Raw genomic sequence first — 18,452 nt, 5'->3', positions numbered from 1 at the left:
GAATGAAAGGGAACAATGAAAAAAATATTAATTATTGAGGATGAACCCAATATTATAGAACTGGTGGGTTATAACTTAAAGAATAATGGCTATGATTATATAAGTGCAGAAGACGGAATAATGGGTATTACGTTGGTACATAAAGAAAAACCAGATTTGATTCTTTTGGATTTAATGCTGCCTGGAAAAAACGGGCACGAAATCTGCAGAGAATTGAGAGAAGATGGTAACAAAACTCCTATTATAATGCTTACTGCAAAGAGCGACGAAGTAGATAAAATATTAGGACTGGAGTTTGGCGCTGATGATTATATTACAAAACCATTTAGTGTACGGGAACTGATGGCCAGAATAAAAGCTGTTTTAAGAAGGTATGAAGAAAATAATTCTCCTGATAAAACAAGTGATTATGTTATTCGTATTGATGATATTGAAATCAATACAGACAGGCATGAAGTCCTGGTGGGAGGGAAACAGGTGGAACTTACCCTTAAAGAATTTGAACTGTTATGCTATTTAACTGAAAACAGAGGTCACGTTTTTTCCAGAGATCAGCTGCTTGACAAGGTTTGGGGCATTGATTTTGCAGGGGAAACCAGAACGGTAGATGTTCATATAAGATATTTAAGGAAAAAGCTGGGCCAGGATGACAACGAAGACAAATATATACAGACTATAAGAGGAAAGGGTTACAAAATGAGATGAGAAAGAGATTTTTGCTGGCTTCTGTAGGAATTACTATTTGCAATGTTGTGCTGTTGTTGTTTGTTATGTCTTATTTTATATCTATAGAGTCCAATAATCATGGAAGTGCCTTTTCTTTTATGCTTAATAACCGGTATTTTGGCATCACTATGATTGTCTGCGTAGTATGCTCCGGAGTCTTTTCTTTACTCATTTATAATCAGATTATGAAGCCTGTACATCGTCTACAGGAACAAATGGTAAAAACCACTGAGGAAAACAAAAAAGCGGAACAGATTCGAAGTGAATTTGTAGCAAATGTAACTCATGAGTTAAAAACACCTCTTACTTCTATTGCGGGATTCATTGAAACCCTGCAGGATGGAGCAGCTGAAAACCCTGAAATACGAAATAAGTTTATTGACATTATAGCTATTGAAACTTCCAGATTGGAACGTTTAATTGAAGACGTTCTGGTGCTTTCGGAAATTGAAAACAAAAAGGCTTCCATAGATATAGTAACTATTGATACGAAGGAAAGTCTGATTAATTTAATTTCTACGATAGAACCCATTGCCAATGGAAAAAATATTACTATTGAAACCCGGCTGGCTGAACATTGTTATATAGAAGGAAATGTTGACCGCTTTATTCAGATGATGATGAATTTAATTGAAAATGCCATAAAATATTCTAAAGAAGACCAGGAAGGCAAAGTTCTGGTATCCTCTTATATGGATCAAAATAAAGTATATGTCCAGATAAGTGATAACGGAATCGGTATTTCAGAAGAACATTTTGGAAGACTGTTTGAAAGGTTTTACAGAGTAGATAAGTCCAGAACAAAGAAAGGTGGTGGAACTGGGTTGGGACTTTCTATTGTAAAACATATTGCCTTTTTATTTAATGCAGAAGTTAATGTGAAAAGTAAACTTGGTGAAGGTACCACCTTTACTGTGATTTTTAACCGAAGGGAGGAATAGATGGTACATCTTGATTTTTTAATACGTGATTTAGCATTAATACTTGTGGTGGCAAGCATTACTACCATAATTTTTAAAAAAATAAAACAACCTTTAGTTTTGGGCTATATTTTAGCAGGCTTTTTAACAAGTGCAAACTTTTCCATACTCCCCAGTATCGTGGATGCAGAAAATATAAATCTCTGGGCAGAACTTGGGGTTATTTTTATAATGTTTGCTTTAGGCCTTGAATTTAGTTTCCACAAAATTGCCAATATAGGTGGCAGCGCTATTGTAACAGCCGCAACGGTAATAACCGCTATGGTGTTTATTGGATATGGCACAGGAATGCTCCTGGGGTGGGGCAGAATGGACAGCATATTTTTAGGCGGCATGATATCCATGTCATCTACTATGATCATATTAAAGGCTTATGAAGAATTGAAGCTGAAGCATAAAAAATATGCACAACTAGTACTGGGAACGCTGATTATTGAGGACGTGGTAGCTATCTTTATGATGATTGTACTTTCCACCATATCGGTCAGCAAAGATATATCAGGCTTTGAATTAGGCAGTCAAATAGGTAAAATGCTGCTGTATTTAATTATCTGGCTTTTATTAGGTATATATCTGATCCCTTCCGCCTTAAAAAAAGCGAATAAATATTTAAATGATGAAACTTTACTCATTGTTTCTCTGGGACTGTGTCTGGCTATGGTGGTAATCGCCAATTATATGGGATTTTCTTCTGCACTGGGGGCTTTTTTAGCAGGTTCCATCCTTGCAGGAACAGTTAAAGCTGAAAAAATTGAAGATCTGGTGAAACCCATTAAGGATTTCTTTGGAGCAGTCTTCTTTGTGTCCGTGGGAATGTTGGTAAATCCAGATCTGATTGTAACATATGCAGGACCTATTTTTATTCTGACTTTTGTTACAATTTTCGGGCAGATGATATTTTCTTTTATGGGGGTATTATTATCCGGCCAGTCCTTGCGTACTGCAGTAGGTGCAGGTATGAGCATGGTACAGATTGGCGAATTTTCATTTATTATAGCATCTCTAGGAACAACTCTGGGTGTTACAAGTCACTTCTTATATCCGATAGTCGTATCCGTATCGGTAATCACTACATTCACAACTCCATTATTTATTAAAAAATCTGATTCTGTCTATGCTTTATTAAGCAGAGCATTACCTAAACGAACATTAAAAACCATTAAGCAGTATACGTCTGAAAAACAAAATGAAAATGAAAAGGACCTTGACTGGAAGGAATATCTGGGCAAATATATTCCCAGGACTGCTATTACAACAATCATTTTAATCTGTATATACATTGTGGGAACCCAGGTTATCGTACCCGCATTATGTAATTATGGAATGGCAGGTAAGCAGGCAAAATGGATTGCAGGGGCAGCAACTGTAATGCTTATGTCGCCAGTAATCAATTTAATGTCCTATAAAAGGAATATTGTATATACAAAACTCTGGCTTAAAAATAAAACCAACAGATTGCCTTTATTAGTGTTTAGAAGTTTTCGGGTGCTTGTTTCTATTTTCTTTGTTATGCTGACTATTAATACAATGACTAACGTACCAGTATGGATTTTATGGATCATAGCTTTTATCATTGTATTTTTCAGTATCAAATCAGATTTTATGATCAGCCATTCTATAAAAGTTGAAACAAGATTTATTGCTAACTTTAATGAACGGATTCTGGAAAAAAAGAAGAAAGAAAAAGGTATGGTCAAAGGCTACAGGTGGCTTGACGAGACCTTATTAATTGATGAATATGAGATTAAAAAAATACTGGTAGATGAACCAGAAAAAAATATTTATGCCAGACGCAAACTGGGAGTACAGATTATAAAAATTATCAGGAAAGAAAATCATATAAATATCCCGGATATATCAGCAGGTGTAAGGGAAGGTGATATTATTGTGGTTATGGGTAAAAAAAATAACCTTGAATCCTACGAACTAACCCTTCAGAACACGGCTGTTATTTCCAAAAGAGAGGAAAAGTTTACTCTGAGAGATTATACCTACAGGCAGATATTTACTTCTACAGATATTGAAAACCATTTGCTTTGTATGGCAGTAAATGTTACAAATCAGTGCGAATTCTGTAATAAAACTATTCAGATGTCCAATATAAAGGAAAAGTACTATGGTTTTGTTATTGGTATAGACAGAGGCGCCCTTTCCATGATAGGTCCCAATAAAAAGACACAGATTATTGAAGGTGATGTGTTGTGGGTATTGGGGGCTCAGACAACGGTGGATATGTTTTTAAAAGAAGGTATATTAAACTAGTAAGTCGAATAATGTCGATATAAAACAGTTGTAAAATATTTACAGCTGTTTTATTATATAGTTGAAAGTAAAAAAAAGGAAAAAATGTATTGAAATGGATATAAAAAATGATACAATCATCCAGATTACGGAAGATATCAGAAAGCTTATCGGGCAGAGCAATCTTGATGATAATGAACAGAATATTTATAAGCTGATTGAAGATTATATTTTGTCAGATGCCAGAATGGAGAACTATAGTTTTAAAGTAAAAGCAGTATTAGTGCGGCGGATTTACTATTCTGTCCGAAAAGATCTGGGCATACTACACCCCTTAAGTGAGGATAAAGATGTCACAGAGATTATGGTAAATGGAAAAGATCATGTATTTGTGGAACGTTTCGGCGTGATTGAAAAGGTAAACCTGAGGTTTACAAGTACTGAGGAGCTGGAAGAACTGATACGGCGAATTGCAGGCAGAGTACATCGTGAAATAAATGAACTAAATCCAATAGTCGATGCCAGGCTGCCTGATGGTTCAAGAGTAAATGCTGTGTATAAGAATGTTGCATTGAACGGTCCCAGTTTAACAATCAGAAAGTTTCCTGAAAAAGCTTTCAGCATGAAAGACATGATAGGTTTTGGGACAATAACGGAGGAAGCAGCAGCGTTTCTAAACAGAATGGTTGTGGCAGGAGAAAATATTTTTATCAGTGGGGGTACCGGCAGTGGAAAAACCAGTTTACTTAATGTTTTATCCAATTACATTCCAAAGGAAGAAAGAATTGTTGTTATAGAGGATTCTGCAGAATTACAGCTGCATGAAATTGAAAATATAGTAAGACTGGAATGTAGGAATGCAAATGTACAGGGCAAAGGTCTGGTGGATATGCAGCAACTGATTAAAGCTAGTCTCCGAATGAGACCAAACAGAATTATAGTGGGTGAGGTAAGAGGAAAAGAAGTTTTAGATATGCTTCAGGCGTTTAATACAGGTCATGATGGTTCTTTATCCACTGGTCATGGTAATTCCATATCAGGGATGTTGAAACGATTGGAAACCATGGTACTGCAGGCTGCCAATTTCCCGATTGAGGCCATTCGGAACCAGATTGCAGAAGGCATCGATATCATGGTGCATCTTGGAAGACTGCCAGACAGGTCTAGAAGAGTTCTGGAGATTTCAGAAATATATGGTTATGAGCAAAATAAATATTTAATTAACAGTCTCTTTAAGTATGAAGTAAAAAGGGGCTTAGTAAAAAATGATAACCAGTTGATAAACAGGGAAAAGTTGTTGTTAAGAGGAGTAAAATAATGAAAAACACTCAAGTTTACGGTATAAACAATTATGACAATTATATATTGCAGGGTGTTCAAGCCAGAAAGTATTATGGGGCTGTCTGTACAGTTTTATTTTTAGTCGGATATATTTTTTACTTAAACTGCATTGTTGCAGTATGCATGATGGCATTAGCTATTCCATTTAAAAAGACTTATATTAAGTTTAAGATAAAGCAACAAAAAGATCTTTTAAGACATCAATTCCGTGATTTACTTTATTCTCTGTCATCATCGGTTTCCTCTGGCAGACAAATGTCCGAAGCTCTCATTGAAGGTAGTAAAAATTTATCTTACATCTATGACGAAGGAGAGCCAATCATGGTAGAACTTAAATATATGACAACATGCATAAAAGAAAGCAGAATAACGGATGAAATGATTTTAAAGGACTTTGCTTATCGAAGCGGAGTGGAAGAAATTATTAGTTTTGCAGATGTTTATTCAACTTGCAGGGCAACTGGAGCAGATGTAGGTGACATGATTGCAAAGGCTGCAGAGATAATAATGGATAAAATGACCATAGACAGAGAAATTAAAACTATTACGGCTCAGAAAAAAGCTGAAGCAAAAATTATCACCTCCATGCCAATGGTTATAATTGTGTTTTTGAACTTTGTTTCTCCTGGATATTTAGATAGTTTATATCATACATTTGCAGGCCATATTATTATGACTGCAGCCCTGGGAACTATAATCATATCTTATTATATTATGAACAAGATACTTGAGGTACGCCTATGAAGTGTGGAGTAAAATTATTGAATGGTCTTATGGATAAGGTGCCTGATATAATCACTGGAAAAACTAAAGAGTATGAGAAAGAATTGTATCTGGTTTATGGAAATAATTATAATCCGGATATAGCTTATACCATGAAAGTTCAGAACTTAAAGAGATACCTCTGCATTATTTCAACGTTTATATTAGTATTCTTCTTTGTTATCTTTAATAGCATATTTAATAGTCAGAATGCATTTTCCGTAGATAAGTCAGGGCATCAATATATTGAAAGACCTACTTATGATCAGGGAAATGTAAATGCAAAATTAATTGTGTCAGGAGAGGTTAATGACCAGAAAGTAAAAAAAGCAGTCACATTAAATATAAAACCAGAAGGTGCAGACAGTGTTAAAGAAATGGACAAGGAAAGTCCAGCAGATGTAAAAGAAGAAGCTATTGGTAAGCTAAATTCAGTCATTTATAACATAAATAAAAGTGATGATTCAAAATTAGTATATTTGCCAGTTGATATAGAAGGAATGGAAAATGTCCGATGGACTAAGGATACACATAATCCCCTTTTATTAATCACTGTTACAGGGGGGCTTCTGATTGCGTGTACTTATGCCAAAAGGTATGATGCAATTAAGAAACTCAAACGGAATTGTAATCAGTCCATAGAAGAAGAACTGCCAGATTTTCTAAACAAAATTATACTTTTAATGAATGCGGGATTAGTTTTAAATGCAGCCTTTGAAAAGATAGTAAAGGATTATAGTTCCAATGATTACCTGAAAAAATCCTATTTTTATAACCAGCTTTTTATAATAAATCATAAAGTTACGGGCACAAACGCTTCAATGGTGGCTGAACTTAAAAAATTTGCTGAGAGAAGTAAAAACAGAGAGTTTATGAGGATTACAAACGTCATTTCAGATAATATACAAAAGGGAACAGAACTGGTCCGGATTCTTCAGGATGAAAACAGTTTTTTATGGTTTCAAAGAAAAAAATACGCTGAAGAAAAAGGACGTATAGCTGAAACAAAGCTTACTATGCCATTAGCATTACAGTTAGTGGTTTTAATAGTAATTACTCTGGCACCTGCAATGATTGAAATGTAGGGCAAGGATAAAAAGTAAAAAAGGAGGAAAGAAAATGAGATTAATTAAAAACAATAAAAAGGGGATGGAGATGGTGCAAGTAGGAATTCTGATAGCCATTGCCATAGGTATTGGGCTGATTTTTAAAACCCAGATTACCAGTTTTATTAATAGCACTTTTTCTAATTTGATGAACAGTGGTTTTTAAATGTGGAAAAAAAGAGGCTCTATAATGGTGGAAGCATCCATTCTTTATCCTGTCATAATTGGTGCAGTAATGGCAGTGATTTACATAATTATCTGTATGTATACAGGAGCGGCCATGAGGGCCAATCTGAATATAGAATTGAGAAACCAAATCTTACAGAGGACAGAGACTGGTGAAAAGGTCGAAATAACTGGTAAATTTGTGCCACAGGATAAATATGGAAGGGGCGCTTTTAATAAAAAAATCTGTTTTACCGAAGAAAAAAAGCAGGGTATGAGTGTTCTATATGGTATAGAATTACATTCTTATAAAGGAAATAGCATGATGTCCAATATAATTACAAGGAGGCATCAGGGGGAACTTTATATAATTAATGAAAAGGAATATATACGAAAGGTGGATATGATTACTCAGTGAAGAGATTATTGCATTTTAGTGTGAAAGCTAATAAAAAGGGAAGCGTTTCAGTAATGCTTTCCATGATATTTGTCTGTCTGATGATGGTAGTAGTAGTTCTGGTCAATTCAGCTGCAATGGTCTCTGATTACTCTTATTGTGATTGTGTGATACAGCTGGCAGGAAGATCCGTTTTGTCAGAATATCATAAAGCATTAAAGGACAAGTATGGAATTATGGCGTTTAAAAGTTACAATAGGGATGTAAATGATAAATTAAGGTTTTATATGAACGGCAGTTTTGATTCTAAGATGCAAAGAAATAATCTTACTCTGATAAAACCAGGATTAAAGAGTATTACCTGTGATATGAGCATGTATACATTAATGGATACAGTTAATTTTGAAAATGATATTGTGGATTATATGAAGCACCCTAAACTAAAGCAGCAAAAAAAGGAGCAGAAAGTTTACGATGGAAAAGGAAAAATAATCAATGGGAGAATAATAAACAGTCTGCCATCAAAAGGGATTGCAGGGGAAAACTTTAAAATAGGAAATCTGTTCTCAAAGGGTATGCCATCCTGGAAGGAGCTTACCTCACAAAATACAAAAAATCTTATAGTTAATGAATATATATTAAATAACTTTAACTACAGATTGGGGTGGGAGAGCCCCACAGAGACATATTTTAAAAATGAACTGGAATATATCCTTTACGGAAAATTGAGCGATAGTGAAAATCAGGATAACTTTATAAAAGATTTTAGAGCCATGCGAGTGATTTTAAATTCGGCACATATATATGCAGATTGTGAAAAAAGAAAGCAGATACTAGAGCTGGCAGAAATCATGACCCCCGGACCTGAAGCGGCAATAACTGCAGTAGCTCTTGCTGAATCATGGGCATATGCCGAATCTTTAAATGATGTGAAGCTAATACTGGCAGGAGAAAAAGTGGCACTAAATAAAAACAGGCAGGACTGGGCTCTGGGGCTTGAATCTGCTGTTAAGGAGGGCAGGGGGGAGGGATATATTAAACCTGCAAGTGACAATGGGCGTACATATAAGGATTATCTCAGACTGTTTTTATATTTTGAAGATCGTGAAGTAAAGTTAATGAGGGTGATGGATTTGATACAAATCAATATTCAGGGGGGATTTGATGACCGCTTTTATATAAAAGATTGTTATGTAGGTTTTCAATACAGAGCAATGATTAATGGACAGGAGTACTGTTATGTTCAAAAGTACTAAAAAAGGCAGTATAGGAGTTGAAGCAGCAATTGTTCTTCCTTTGATTATTTTAGGTATTTTAACAATTTCTTATCTAATAAAGGTAAACTGCACAAACGAAACTGTTATGAGTATAGCTGCTGATGAAGCAAGAAAACTGAATATTGAATCCTATACCCTGACAGGAAGAATGGGAGCATTTGATTTTACTTCAAAACTTAATCACAGGATAGAAGAAAATTCGGATTCTTCTTATGTAAAAACAGAGGATTTTAAATATCTATATTTTAATGGTTATATGGATAACTTAATATCATTTCATGTTGCTTATAAAATGAATTGTAATTTCCCTATTTCATTTTATGGTCCTGTATGGGGAAAAGAGACCATTGTAACCAGGGCTTTTCTGGGAAGCAATCGGTATCATTCTACAAAAGGGTTTCCTGTAATGGAAGAGGAAGAAGAGTCCCAATTAGTTTGGATTTTTCCTGTGGCAGGGAAAAAGTATCATCAAAAGGAATGCCCTTATATACAAGTTGCAGCTACTCAGACAATACTAACGACTCAGATAAAGAGGAAGTATAAACCTTGCAGTATCTGCCATTCAAGAAAACTTGGAAAAGGAAGCGTTATTTATTGCTTTTTTAATAATGGAGAATCATATCATTGCCCAGATTGTTCTACGGTACAACGCTATGTGATGGAGATAGAAAAAAGTGAAGCAGTGAAAAGAGGATATACGCCTTGTTTAAAATGTGGGGGAAGCTGATGGAAAGTTTATATGATTGTAATGAGATTCGGGATTTTGAAATAAAAATATTTGCTTCTGGAAATTGCAAATGTTTTGTTCCCATGTCATTTATGAAAACAAATCAAAAGTTATGTGTGATTTATCATACAGATGGATATCAGAAGTTAGATTTAAGTCAATTTCAAAATCCTTATGAAATATTAAATTTGATAGAAAAAATGGTTTTATGTGTAAAAGAAGCTCAAAATCATTTGATTTTACATACAAGATACTATTTAACGGAGAATTACATTTATTTAGATCAGGATATGTCTGTCATGAAAATTATATTTATCCCAAGTAAGGAAAATGAGGAGAAACCCAACTTTTCAGAAAAGATGGTTCATTTTCTAGAAGAAATGAAGTTTGAAAATGTAAGATGTAGTGAGTATATAAATTTAGTAATACATAAGTTAGAAAAATTTAATCTGTCCATGGGAGCACTTCTAAATTACTTAAGTGAATTAAAGAGAGAAATTCATTTGTGTGGCTGGGAATAAAAATGTATCAAATAGAGAAGGCAGGAGGGGATAATTTTTTACATTAAAAAAGGCCGAGAAAACTCGGCTTTTTTAATGTAAGTCGTTTTAATAATTATTATCTATCTCTACGTCTTTCCTGCTTTTTCTTGTCCCTGCATTCCTTACATCTCTTTGGTTCATTGTCAAAACCCTTTTCTTTGTAAAATTCCTGTTCTCCAACAGTAAATACAAATTCATTTCCACAATCCTGACAAATAAGTGTCTTGTCTTCCATAATCTTAATTCCTCCATGTTTTTAAAAAAAAGTTTCTAAATATTTAAAATATCAAAATGGGAGACGATTCAGATTTAGAAGTTTTTCTGTTCAGATGCTAGGGACATTAGTTTCCGGGTAGAGAACTTTCCATGTTCAGATCGAGCCAAAGTTATTTTAAATATTCAATGACTTCATTATATAGTGGTTTGAGATAAATGTCTATACTTATTTCTCTATAAAATGAAAAAATTACAACAAATTAATTAATATAAAAAAAGACTATAAGCTTTAGATATGCTTCCTATGGTAAAAATAAATATTCTGTAATACTATTGTAATATGCAAATAAGTTGAAATTCAGAAAATTAGGGAATAAAATATAACTAATTTAATATACTAATATTTTAGGGAAAATACATATGGTTGGATACAAAAAGTTTTAAGAGTAGTGATAACAGGAAGGTAGGAGTTATGAAAAAGTTTTTTACTGATTGGAATTATAAAAAACACGCAAAATTCGTGACATCGATTTATGCGGTACTTTATGCTATTGATATGACTTTGACTTATTTTATCATCAAGAAAATAGGAAATTGTGAATGTAAGCAAAAAAAACATTGCAAATCCTAAGGATGATAAATACAAATTAAATATGAACTAAAAATAATAAATGCTTAATTCTGTTAAAGGAGTTGGGCATTTTTTTTATTTAGAATCATACAATTAATTAGCATGGTATTCCTAATAAGGGAGTAGGGAGGATAAATGAAATATGGGACCGATTAGAAGAAAAAGGCGAAGAAATAGTTTTCGTCAAAAAACAAAGGTGAATTTTACTGCAATTCTTGTTATAATAAGTATTGCAGTATTACTTGGATATGGAACTGCGAAATTTATAATTTATCCCTTGTTTAATTCGGATAGTACAAATTCAGATAGCACAAATAAAGAGGGCTTTAAAATTGAAAAGTTTTTGGGCTTTTTTTTGGATGATAAGGACAATCCGGGTGAAAGTGATAAAAATAATCAAAATAATGGACAGAGTACAACCACCCCTGGAATTCAGCAAAATAATCAGGACGCTAAATCAGGAGTAGTAGAAGATAAGTTAAAGGTGACTCCAACGGCACAAAATGCAGCAACCACTACTCCAGCCGGGTACTGCATACAATTTGGCAGCTTTACCACAAAATTAAGTGCGGAAAGTCTTGTTTCTGAACTTAAAACCAGTGGCATTACTGCACAGGTTGTTGAAAAAGACGGTGCCTATAAAGTTGTGAGCCAATTGTTTGAACAAAAGGAACAAGCGGTTGCAACCATGAATACTTTAACAGGGACTAAATACTCTGATGCTTTTATTACACAAAGATAAGATAGAAAAAGAGAAAGGTTAATGATATGATTCCTCTTTCAACAAGGATGCGGCCAGACAGCATAGATAATTTTATAGGGCAGAGTCATTTCATGTATAAAGGCTCTTTATTTTATAATTCAATTAAAAATAATACCTTTGACTCTGCTATTTTTTTCGGACCTTCTGGTACAGGAAAAACCACGCTGGCAAGAATTATTGCCAGGGAAATGGATGGTGAATTTTATGAGTTAAATGCAGCCTCTACTGGAATTAAAGAATTAAAAGAAATTATAGAGAAAGCACAATTAAAATTCTTTGGCATACAGAAGCAAACCACTTATGTGTATGTAGATGAAGTACACAGATGGAATAAACTGCAGCAGGATACTCTGTTAAAAGCTATTGAAGAAGGGGTCATACATTTTATAGGAAGTACGACAGAAAATCCGTATTTTTCTATTAATAATGCTATTATTAGCCGAGTAAGAAATATATATGAATTTAAGCCTCACACTACTATAGATCTGATAAATATTTTAAGGCATACTCTGGAAGATACGGAGAGGGGCCTGGGAAATCTACACATTAAATACGACGAAGAGTCCCTCAGGGTTTTAGCAGAATTATGCTCCGGAGATGCCAGAGTAGCTTTGGATACTCTTGGTTTTATCGCAGATAACTTAAATCAGGATATGCACCTGACTAAAGAGCTCATAGGGGAGGCCATGCAGAGAAAGACCACTTTCTATGACAGAAGCGAAGACAGATATAATCTATTATCTGCATTACAGAAATCCATAAGAGGCAGCGATCCAGATGCAGCAGTCCATTATCTCGCCAGGCTGCTTAATGGAGGTGCAGACATACAAATGATTGGCAGAAGGCTGCTGGTGATTGCCAGTGAAGATGTGGGGATGGCTTATCCTATGGCTATAACTGTGGTTAATTCGTGCATTCAGGCTGCATTGATGGTAGGATTGCCTGAAGCACAGATTAATCTGGCACAGGCGGTAGTAACATTAGCCTCCTCTCCTAAATCCAATGCTTCCTATATGGCACTAAATAAAGCTATGAATGATATTCAGACAAAGCAGATTGATGATATACCATTGCATTTAAAGGATTCTCACTATACAGGAGCTAAAAGCAGAGGCATTGGGACAGAATATAAATATCCTCATGCTTATGGGGGATATGTGAAACAGCAGTATTTGCCGGACAACCTGTATAAAGCAGGAGTAAGGTATTATGAGCCAACGGAAAATGGCAGTGAGGCCGCCTTTAAAAAGTTTTTAGAAGGGGTTAGAAAAATTAATGGCAGAGATTAAAATAGCTGAAAACTCGGGTTTTTGTTTTGGAGTTAAAAGAGCCATAGAGATGACTTGTGAAACAGCAGAAAAGTTTAAAGGAGACAGGCAGGTATATACCTGTGGACCGTTGATTCATAATAAATTAGTTACGGACGAGCTGTTGGAAAAAGGTGTAAAAATCATAGAAAATCCAGAAGATGCTTCTAAAGACGATGTGGTTATAATCCGATCCCATGGGGAAGGGAAAAATTTTTATAAGCAGGCAGAAAATATTGCGTTTCACCTGGTTGATGCCACCTGTCCTTTTGTTAAAAAAATTCATAAACTGGTAGAAGTGGCTTTTCATGCAGGAGAAAAAATAATAATTATTGGAGATTCTGGGCATCCTGAAGTTATTGGTATAAATGGCTGGTGCGAAAACAGTGCCATTATTATAAACTCTGTAGAGGAAGCAGAAAAAATTAATCCGGGAGATTATTTTGTCGTTTCACAAACAACTTTACAGAAAAAACATTTTGAGGAAATTATTTCAAAGCTTAAAGAAAAAAACTGCAAATTAAGTATAAATAACACAATCTGCAATGCAACTAACTCAAGGCAGGAAAGCTGTATGAGGCTGGCAAAAGAAGTGGATGCTATGTTAGTAATAGGAGGCAGAGAAAGCTCTAATTCCCAGAAATTGTATGACCTATCAAAAAAATATTGCGAAAAAGCATATTTTATTGAAAATATAGAAGATTTACCATTGAAAGATATTGAATTATGTAATAAAATAGGAGTTGCGGCGGGTGCATCGACACCTGAACGCTTAATTAAGGAGGTTATTGCTAACATGAGTGAATTTATCACTGAAAACAATGAAGAAAATTTAATGCACGACTTAATGGATGAAATTGAGAAGTCATTAAGATTGCCTAGAGGCGGAGAGATTGTAGATGGTACTGTAATTCAGGTAACTGACAGAGAAGTTGTGGTTAATCTTGGCTGCAAGAAGGACGGTATTATACCAAAGGACGAATTAACACTGGAAGGAGAACAAAAGCTTACAGATTTATTTAAAGAAGGCGATGAAATCCAGGCTAAAGTACTAAAGACTGACGACGGCGACGGAAACATTCTACTTTCTAAGAAAAAGTTAGAAGTAAATGAGCATTGGGATGAAATTAATAGTGCTCTTGAAGATAAATCATTTGTTAATGCTAAAGTTATTAAAGAAGTTAAGGGCGGTGTTATCGCTGCTTATAAGGAAGTTTACGGATTTATTCCTCTTTCACAATTATCCGACAAGTTTGTGGACAAGGCAGAAGAATTTATCGGTAAAACTCTTCCAGTAAGAGTAACTCGTGTTGATCAGAAGAAAGGTAAAGCTGTATTCTCACATAAAGCTTATCTGACAGAAGAAAGACAGAAGAAGATTGACGAAGTATGGGGAAGCCTGAGTGAAGGTGACGTTGTTGAAGGTACTGTTATGAGATTCACTGATTACGGTGCATTCGTAGATATCGGCGGCATTGACGGACTACTTCACATTTCAGAAATTTCATGGGGTAAATTAAAGCATCCACAGGAAGTTCTTACTATTGGTCAGAAGATAGAAGTTAAAGTTCTGTCCATGAACAATGAAAAAGGAAAGATTTCCCTTGGATTAAAGCAGACTAAGCCTGAACCATGGTCAGTTATTGATGACAAGTATCAGGTTGGACAGGTTATCTCAGGTAAAATTGTTCAGATTAAGGAATATGGCGCATTCGTGGAATTAGAACCAGGTCTTGATGGTCTTGTACATATTTCTGAAATTGCACATAAGCGTGTTACTAACATTGCTGATGAAATTTCAGTTGGACAAGAAGTATCAGCTAAGATTCTTGAAATTGATAAAGACAGAAAGAGAATCAGCTTAAGCATCAAGGAAACTTTAGAAGCTCCAGAGGCTGAAGAAATTGAAGAAGCAGCTGCTGAAGATGCTGAATAATTTTTATTGTTAAAAGTTAGATTTAGCGGGGCGTTTATCGCCCTGCTATTTTTGTACGTGAAGCCCTGACCGGATTTGATACGGAGTACAGGTCTCATACAGAAATTTCAGCGGCGGTGGCTGCTAAAGATTTTACAGTATTGGGGGTAGTGCATATGAAGAATTTGATTTTAATAGGCATGCCAGCTTGTGGTAAAAGTACAATAGGAGTTGTTCTGGCCAAAACTATGGGTATGAAGTTCCTTGATACAGATCTGCTAATCCAGGAAAGAGAAGGAGTACTGTTACAGGATCTGATAAATAAAAGGGGAAATGATTACTTTAAAAAGGTTGAAGAATATGTTCTTCGCAGTGTAGAAACTGAAAATACAGTTATATCAACAGGTGGAAGTGCCGTATACTATCCGGAAGCCATTAGACACTTCAAGAAAAATGGGTTGGTGGTATATATCAAAGTTTCTTATGAAACAATTGAAAAAAGGTTGGATAATATAACCACCAGGGGTGTAACGCTGGATCCCGGACAAACCCTGAAAGATTTATATGACAAAAGAATTCCTTTATATGAAGAGAATGCAGATATTATCGTGGACACAGAGGGAATGACTGTTGAGCAGACTATTGAAAGAATTATGGCGCAAGGAAATAATTTGTAATTGACAAAAGATATTCCATATGTTACCATAATATGGTAGATGCATACGGGGAAGTAGCATTTATAAAGAGTATGATTGAGCATGATGTAATGCCTTGGATATTTATATATTCGGGGCATTTTTTGTTTGCAATCAAATTTTGCAGGAAAGAGTGGTACAAATTATGGGAGCATGAAAGATAATTAAAAACACAACAGTAACTTGTTGTACAAGTACGCAAAATGTCAGCTGGATTCATAAAAGTAGTTAAAGGAGATTGTTATGAAGATAATGAGTAGAGTGGGTATAGGGATCGGAAAAAATCAAAAAGTAGCTACAAGATTAACGTGTATGGTTTTAGTATTATTAATGATCATATTTGCTATTTTTATAACTTTGTCATCTGTAAATACATATTCTCAAATGAGTAATGCTGTTAAATCTGAATTTTCCAGTACGGCTAAAACAAATTCTATTGTTTCAAATAGTGTTTTAAAAGAGTCAGAGAAAGTTGTACAATTACTGTCAGCTTATATAGCAGAATCGATGCAGAATGGTTCAGATGCAAATAATAGTGGCAACAATTTAAGCGCTATTTATAAAGTTCCTTTATCAGGAAAAGCGAAAAGTATAGAACAGTATGCCATAGAAAATATCAAGACTAATATTACAAACAGCGAAGATATAGTTGGAATGGGGGTTTATTTTGAACCCTACGCTTTGGATAACAATGTAAGAGATTATACCATTTATATTGCAGATAGTGATGTGGCATCAAATTCAATCCAGACTTTCGGTAAATATGAAGATTATTGTAATGAAGAATATTATAAGGCTCCACATGAGTCCAAGAAGATACATTTAAGTGAAACTTATGAATATAAGGGCACAAATATGATAACAGTTTCTTATCCTATTCTGGTAAACGACAGTGCAGTGGGTGTTGTAACTGCAGATATTGATATCAATGTTTTTTCTGAATTTAAGAACAATGTAAGCAATAAATATTCAACAATGTTTTTCAATATTTACAGTGACAGAAACAAAATAATTTATGACCCTGCAGATGTAAAAAATGTAGGGCATAAGTTAACCGAATATTATACAAACCATGAAAAACTGGCCGATGTAAAAGACAGTTTAAGTAAAGGGAAAGCTTTTAACGCTAATGTAACAAATAAAACCGGGGACAAAGTAATCTGTTTTTTCCATCCAATAAAACTGGGAAACCAGACCTGGTGGTCTATGGTAGGTATTCATGAGAGCGAAATCACCAGCCCTATTATCAAATTTGTTTGTTTACAGGTTGTTCTAATGGTGATAGCTTTAGGAGTGGTAAGTTTCATCATTTTCCTTCTGGTAAACAGATCATTAAAGCCGCTTAACGGAATGGTAATGGCCGCAGATAAAATTACAAGTGGTGATTTTGAATTAAACCTCACATCAGACAGAAATGATGAAATTGGTAAACTGACAGATGCCTTTAATGAAATGTCCAATAACATACGAACCATTATCTCAGACGTAGCTTCTACTTTGGAGCTTATTTCAAATGGGGATTTTACAGCAAAAAGCCAGTGCTCCGACAAATATGTAGGAGAGTATGCTAAATTGTATAAGATGTATGACAGTATTGAATACAATCTGACTTCTGCAATTGTTGACATCAGCAAGGCGTCAGAGCAGGTGAATGTAAGCAGTGACCAGGTTTCAGACGGGGCACAGGCTCTTTCCCAGGGAGCTACGGAACAGGCATCTTCCATTGAAGAATTATCCGCAACCATTTCTGAGGTAGCGACGGAAATCAAAGGAACTGCCGATTATGCAAAGGACTCAAATGAAATCGCCAGCGAAGCGGGAAATGCTTTGAAAGCAGGAACTGTACAGATGGCAGAGATGACCAATGCTATGGCAGATATTTCAAATTCAGCAAATGAAATCAGTAAGATCATTAAGACTATTGATGATATTGCATTCCAGACAAATATTCTGGCACTGAACGCAGCTGTTGAAGCAGCACGTGCAGGAACTGCAGGAAAAGGATTTGCTGTAGTTGCAGATGAAGTGAGAAATCTGGCTCAGAAAAGTGCTGAAGCAGCTCAAAATACCACAGAGCTTATCGAAAATACTATTGCTGCTATTCAAAACGGTTCTAAGATTGCAGTGGAAACAGTTAATACAATTAATGAAGTGGCTGAATCAACAGGAAAACTGGTTGAATCAGCAGGTAAGATTGCACAGGCATCTGACACCCAGGCAAATCGAATAGAGCAGATAACCTTAGGTGTGGACCAGATTGCATCCATTGTACAAACCAATTCAGCAACGGCAGAAGAAAGTGCTGCAGCCAGTGAAGAACTTGCAGGACAGGCCAATATGTTAAAAGAACTGGTAGAACGATTTAAGATTTCAGCTGATACAGTTGGCAGATAGAAAAAGTAAAGATTTAGCTTGTGGAGAAAAAAGTCTGCCATAAGCTTTTACCCTAGAATTTTAAATGAGAGGCGGCTTAAAAAAGCGGCCTCTCATTGTTTAGAACAAATTTTGTGAGTTGGTAGTATAAAATCTATGTCAATTATAAAAGTTCACAATTTTTTAACATATTACTTTAGATTGTTAGCATAGCTAATTGACAAATGATTTATTACGTGTTACCATAATATGGTAGATGCGTAGTAGCATTTTAAATTAGCATGATTC

Annotated in this window: 17 protein-coding genes; 16 read left to right on the top strand and 1 reads right to left on the bottom strand. The window is 35.0% G+C overall.

All coding sequences use genetic code 11. The annotated features are described in order from the left end of the window. Positions 1–15: 15 nt before the first annotated feature. From Ami3637_RS00530 to Ami3637_RS00480, 11 genes are all read left to right on the top strand, one after another. Positions 16–705 (top strand): winged helix-turn-helix domain-containing protein, encoded by a 690-nt coding sequence (locus tag Ami3637_RS00530; RefSeq protein WP_162360849.1) that lies wholly within the window; start codon positions 16–18, stop codon positions 703–705. Further along, a complete protein-coding gene (locus tag Ami3637_RS00525) occupies positions 702–1,667 on the top strand; it encodes a sensor histidine kinase (RefSeq protein WP_162360848.1) in 966 nt (321 codons plus the stop codon). The genes Ami3637_RS00530 and Ami3637_RS00525 overlap by 4 nt, the downstream gene beginning before the upstream one ends. Continuing rightward, complete coding sequence (locus tag Ami3637_RS00520; RefSeq protein ID WP_162360847.1) at positions 1,668–3,968, top strand: cation:proton antiporter; 2,301 nt, start codon at positions 1,668–1,670, stop codon at positions 3,966–3,968. 61 nt (positions 3,969–4,029) lie between these two features. Continuing rightward, positions 4,030–5,265, top strand: coding sequence for a CpaF family protein (locus Ami3637_RS00515; protein WP_243158061.1), 1,236 nt, complete (start codon positions 4,030–4,032; stop codon positions 5,263–5,265). Continuing rightward, complete coding sequence (locus Ami3637_RS00510; RefSeq protein WP_162360846.1) at positions 5,265–6,032, top strand: type II secretion system F family protein; 768 nt, start codon at positions 5,265–5,267, stop codon at positions 6,030–6,032. The genes Ami3637_RS00515 and Ami3637_RS00510 overlap by 1 nt, the downstream gene beginning before the upstream one ends. After that, entirely contained in the window at positions 6,029–7,135 is a 1,107-nt protein-coding gene (locus Ami3637_RS00505) for a type II secretion system F family protein (protein ID WP_162360845.1), read from the top strand. The genes Ami3637_RS00510 and Ami3637_RS00505 overlap by 4 nt, the downstream gene beginning before the upstream one ends. 34 nt (positions 7,136–7,169) lie before the next feature. Beyond that, complete coding sequence (locus tag Ami3637_RS00500; protein WP_162360844.1) at positions 7,170–7,322, top strand: Flp1 family type IVb pilin; 153 nt, start codon at positions 7,170–7,172, stop codon at positions 7,320–7,322. Further along, on the top strand, positions 7,323–7,739 hold the full coding sequence (locus tag Ami3637_RS00495; protein WP_162360843.1) for a hypothetical protein: 417 nt from the start codon (positions 7,323–7,325) through the stop codon (positions 7,737–7,739). Continuing rightward, positions 7,736–8,974 carry a DUF5702 domain-containing protein gene (locus Ami3637_RS00490; RefSeq protein WP_162360842.1) on the top strand — a complete coding sequence of 413 codons (1,239 nt, stop codon included), beginning with the start codon at positions 7,736–7,738 and terminating at the stop codon, positions 8,972–8,974. The genes Ami3637_RS00495 and Ami3637_RS00490 overlap by 4 nt, the downstream gene beginning before the upstream one ends. Next, positions 8,958–9,722: a hypothetical protein gene (locus Ami3637_RS00485; protein WP_162360841.1), complete on the top strand. Its 765-nt coding sequence runs from the start codon at positions 8,958–8,960 to the stop codon at positions 9,720–9,722. Before Ami3637_RS00490 ends, Ami3637_RS00485 begins: the two co-directional genes overlap by 17 nt. Then, the gene (locus Ami3637_RS00480) at positions 9,722–10,243 is read left to right on the top strand and encodes a DUF6382 domain-containing protein (protein ID WP_162360840.1); all 522 of its coding nucleotides are present in this window, start codon (positions 9,722–9,724) and stop codon (positions 10,241–10,243) included. Before Ami3637_RS00485 ends, Ami3637_RS00480 begins: the two co-directional genes overlap by 1 nt. Positions 10,244–10,340: 97 nt before the next feature. Here the strand turns inward: Ami3637_RS00480 and Ami3637_RS00475 are convergent, their stop codons facing one another. Beyond that, positions 10,341–10,499, bottom strand: a complete 159-nt coding sequence (locus Ami3637_RS00475) for a zinc-ribbon domain-containing protein (protein ID WP_128745376.1) — start codon at positions 10,497–10,499, stop codon at positions 10,341–10,343. Between the two features lie 754 nt (positions 10,500–11,253). Between Ami3637_RS00475 and Ami3637_RS00470 the strand changes: the two genes are divergently transcribed. From Ami3637_RS00470 to Ami3637_RS00450, 5 genes are all read left to right on the top strand, one after another. Next, positions 11,254–11,853, top strand: a complete 600-nt coding sequence (locus Ami3637_RS00470) for an SPOR domain-containing protein (protein WP_162360839.1) — start codon at positions 11,254–11,256, stop codon at positions 11,851–11,853. 26 nt (positions 11,854–11,879) lie between these two features. Further along, a complete protein-coding gene (locus Ami3637_RS00465; protein WP_162360838.1) occupies positions 11,880–13,163 on the top strand; it encodes a replication-associated recombination protein A in 1,284 nt (427 codons plus the stop codon). Further along, positions 13,150–15,117 carry a bifunctional 4-hydroxy-3-methylbut-2-enyl diphosphate reductase/30S ribosomal protein S1 gene (locus Ami3637_RS00460; RefSeq protein WP_162360837.1) on the top strand — a complete coding sequence of 656 codons (1,968 nt, stop codon included), beginning with the start codon at positions 13,150–13,152 and terminating at the stop codon, positions 15,115–15,117. Before Ami3637_RS00465 ends, Ami3637_RS00460 begins: the two co-directional genes overlap by 14 nt. 155 nt (positions 15,118–15,272) lie before the next feature. Further along, positions 15,273–15,773, top strand: a complete 501-nt coding sequence (locus tag Ami3637_RS00455; RefSeq protein WP_162360836.1) for a shikimate kinase — start codon at positions 15,273–15,275, stop codon at positions 15,771–15,773. 261 nt (positions 15,774–16,034) lie between these two features. Beyond that, positions 16,035–18,185 (top strand): methyl-accepting chemotaxis protein, encoded by a 2,151-nt coding sequence (locus tag Ami3637_RS00450; protein WP_162360835.1) that lies wholly within the window; start codon positions 16,035–16,037, stop codon positions 18,183–18,185. Positions 18,186–18,452 lie beyond the last annotated feature (267 nt).

This window comes from Aminipila terrae (assembly GCF_010120715.1).
Taxonomy (GTDB): domain Bacteria; phylum Bacillota; class Clostridia; order Peptostreptococcales; family Anaerovoracaceae; genus Aminipila; species Aminipila terrae.
The sequence above is the reverse complement of the archived record's forward strand: the minus strand, read 5'-3'. Positions and strand labels throughout refer to the sequence as shown.

What these genes read in the sequence shown, in the direction of transcription:
- Ami3637_RS00495 (WP_162360843.1), top strand. Translation starts at nt 7,323, where the DNA reads ATGTGGAAAAAAAGAGGCTCTATAATGGTGGAAGCATCCATTCTTTAT.
- Ami3637_RS00460 (WP_162360837.1), top strand. Translation starts at nt 13,150, where the DNA reads ATGGCAGAGATTAAAATAGCTGAAAACTCGGGTTTTTGTTTTGGAGTT.
- Ami3637_RS00465 (WP_162360838.1), top strand. Translation starts at nt 11,880, where the DNA reads ATGATTCCTCTTTCAACAAGGATGCGGCCAGACAGCATAGATAATTTT.
- Ami3637_RS00505 (WP_162360845.1), top strand. Translation starts at nt 6,029, where the DNA reads ATGAAGTGTGGAGTAAAATTATTGAATGGTCTTATGGATAAGGTGCCT.
- Ami3637_RS00530 (WP_162360849.1), top strand. Translation starts at nt 16, where the DNA reads ATGAAAAAAATATTAATTATTGAGGATGAACCCAATATTATAGAACTG.
- Ami3637_RS00525 (WP_162360848.1), top strand. Translation starts at nt 702, where the DNA reads ATGAGAAAGAGATTTTTGCTGGCTTCTGTAGGAATTACTATTTGCAAT.
- Ami3637_RS00480 (WP_162360840.1), top strand. Translation starts at nt 9,722, where the DNA reads ATGGAAAGTTTATATGATTGTAATGAGATTCGGGATTTTGAAATAAAA.
- Ami3637_RS00510 (WP_162360846.1), top strand. Translation starts at nt 5,265, where the DNA reads ATGAAAAACACTCAAGTTTACGGTATAAACAATTATGACAATTATATA.
- Ami3637_RS00520 (WP_162360847.1), top strand. Translation starts at nt 1,668, where the DNA reads ATGGTACATCTTGATTTTTTAATACGTGATTTAGCATTAATACTTGTG.
- Ami3637_RS00485 (WP_162360841.1), top strand. Translation starts at nt 8,958, where the DNA reads ATGTTCAAAAGTACTAAAAAAGGCAGTATAGGAGTTGAAGCAGCAATT.
- Ami3637_RS00475 (WP_128745376.1), bottom strand. Translation starts at nt 10,499, where the DNA reads ATGGAAGACAAGACACTTATTTGTCAGGATTGTGGAAATGAATTTGTA.
- Ami3637_RS00450 (WP_162360835.1), top strand. Translation starts at nt 16,035, where the DNA reads ATGAAGATAATGAGTAGAGTGGGTATAGGGATCGGAAAAAATCAAAAA.
- Ami3637_RS00500 (WP_162360844.1), top strand. Translation starts at nt 7,170, where the DNA reads ATGAGATTAATTAAAAACAATAAAAAGGGGATGGAGATGGTGCAAGTA.
- Ami3637_RS00470 (WP_162360839.1), top strand. Translation starts at nt 11,254, where the DNA reads ATGGGACCGATTAGAAGAAAAAGGCGAAGAAATAGTTTTCGTCAAAAA.
- Ami3637_RS00455 (WP_162360836.1), top strand. Translation starts at nt 15,273, where the DNA reads ATGAAGAATTTGATTTTAATAGGCATGCCAGCTTGTGGTAAAAGTACA.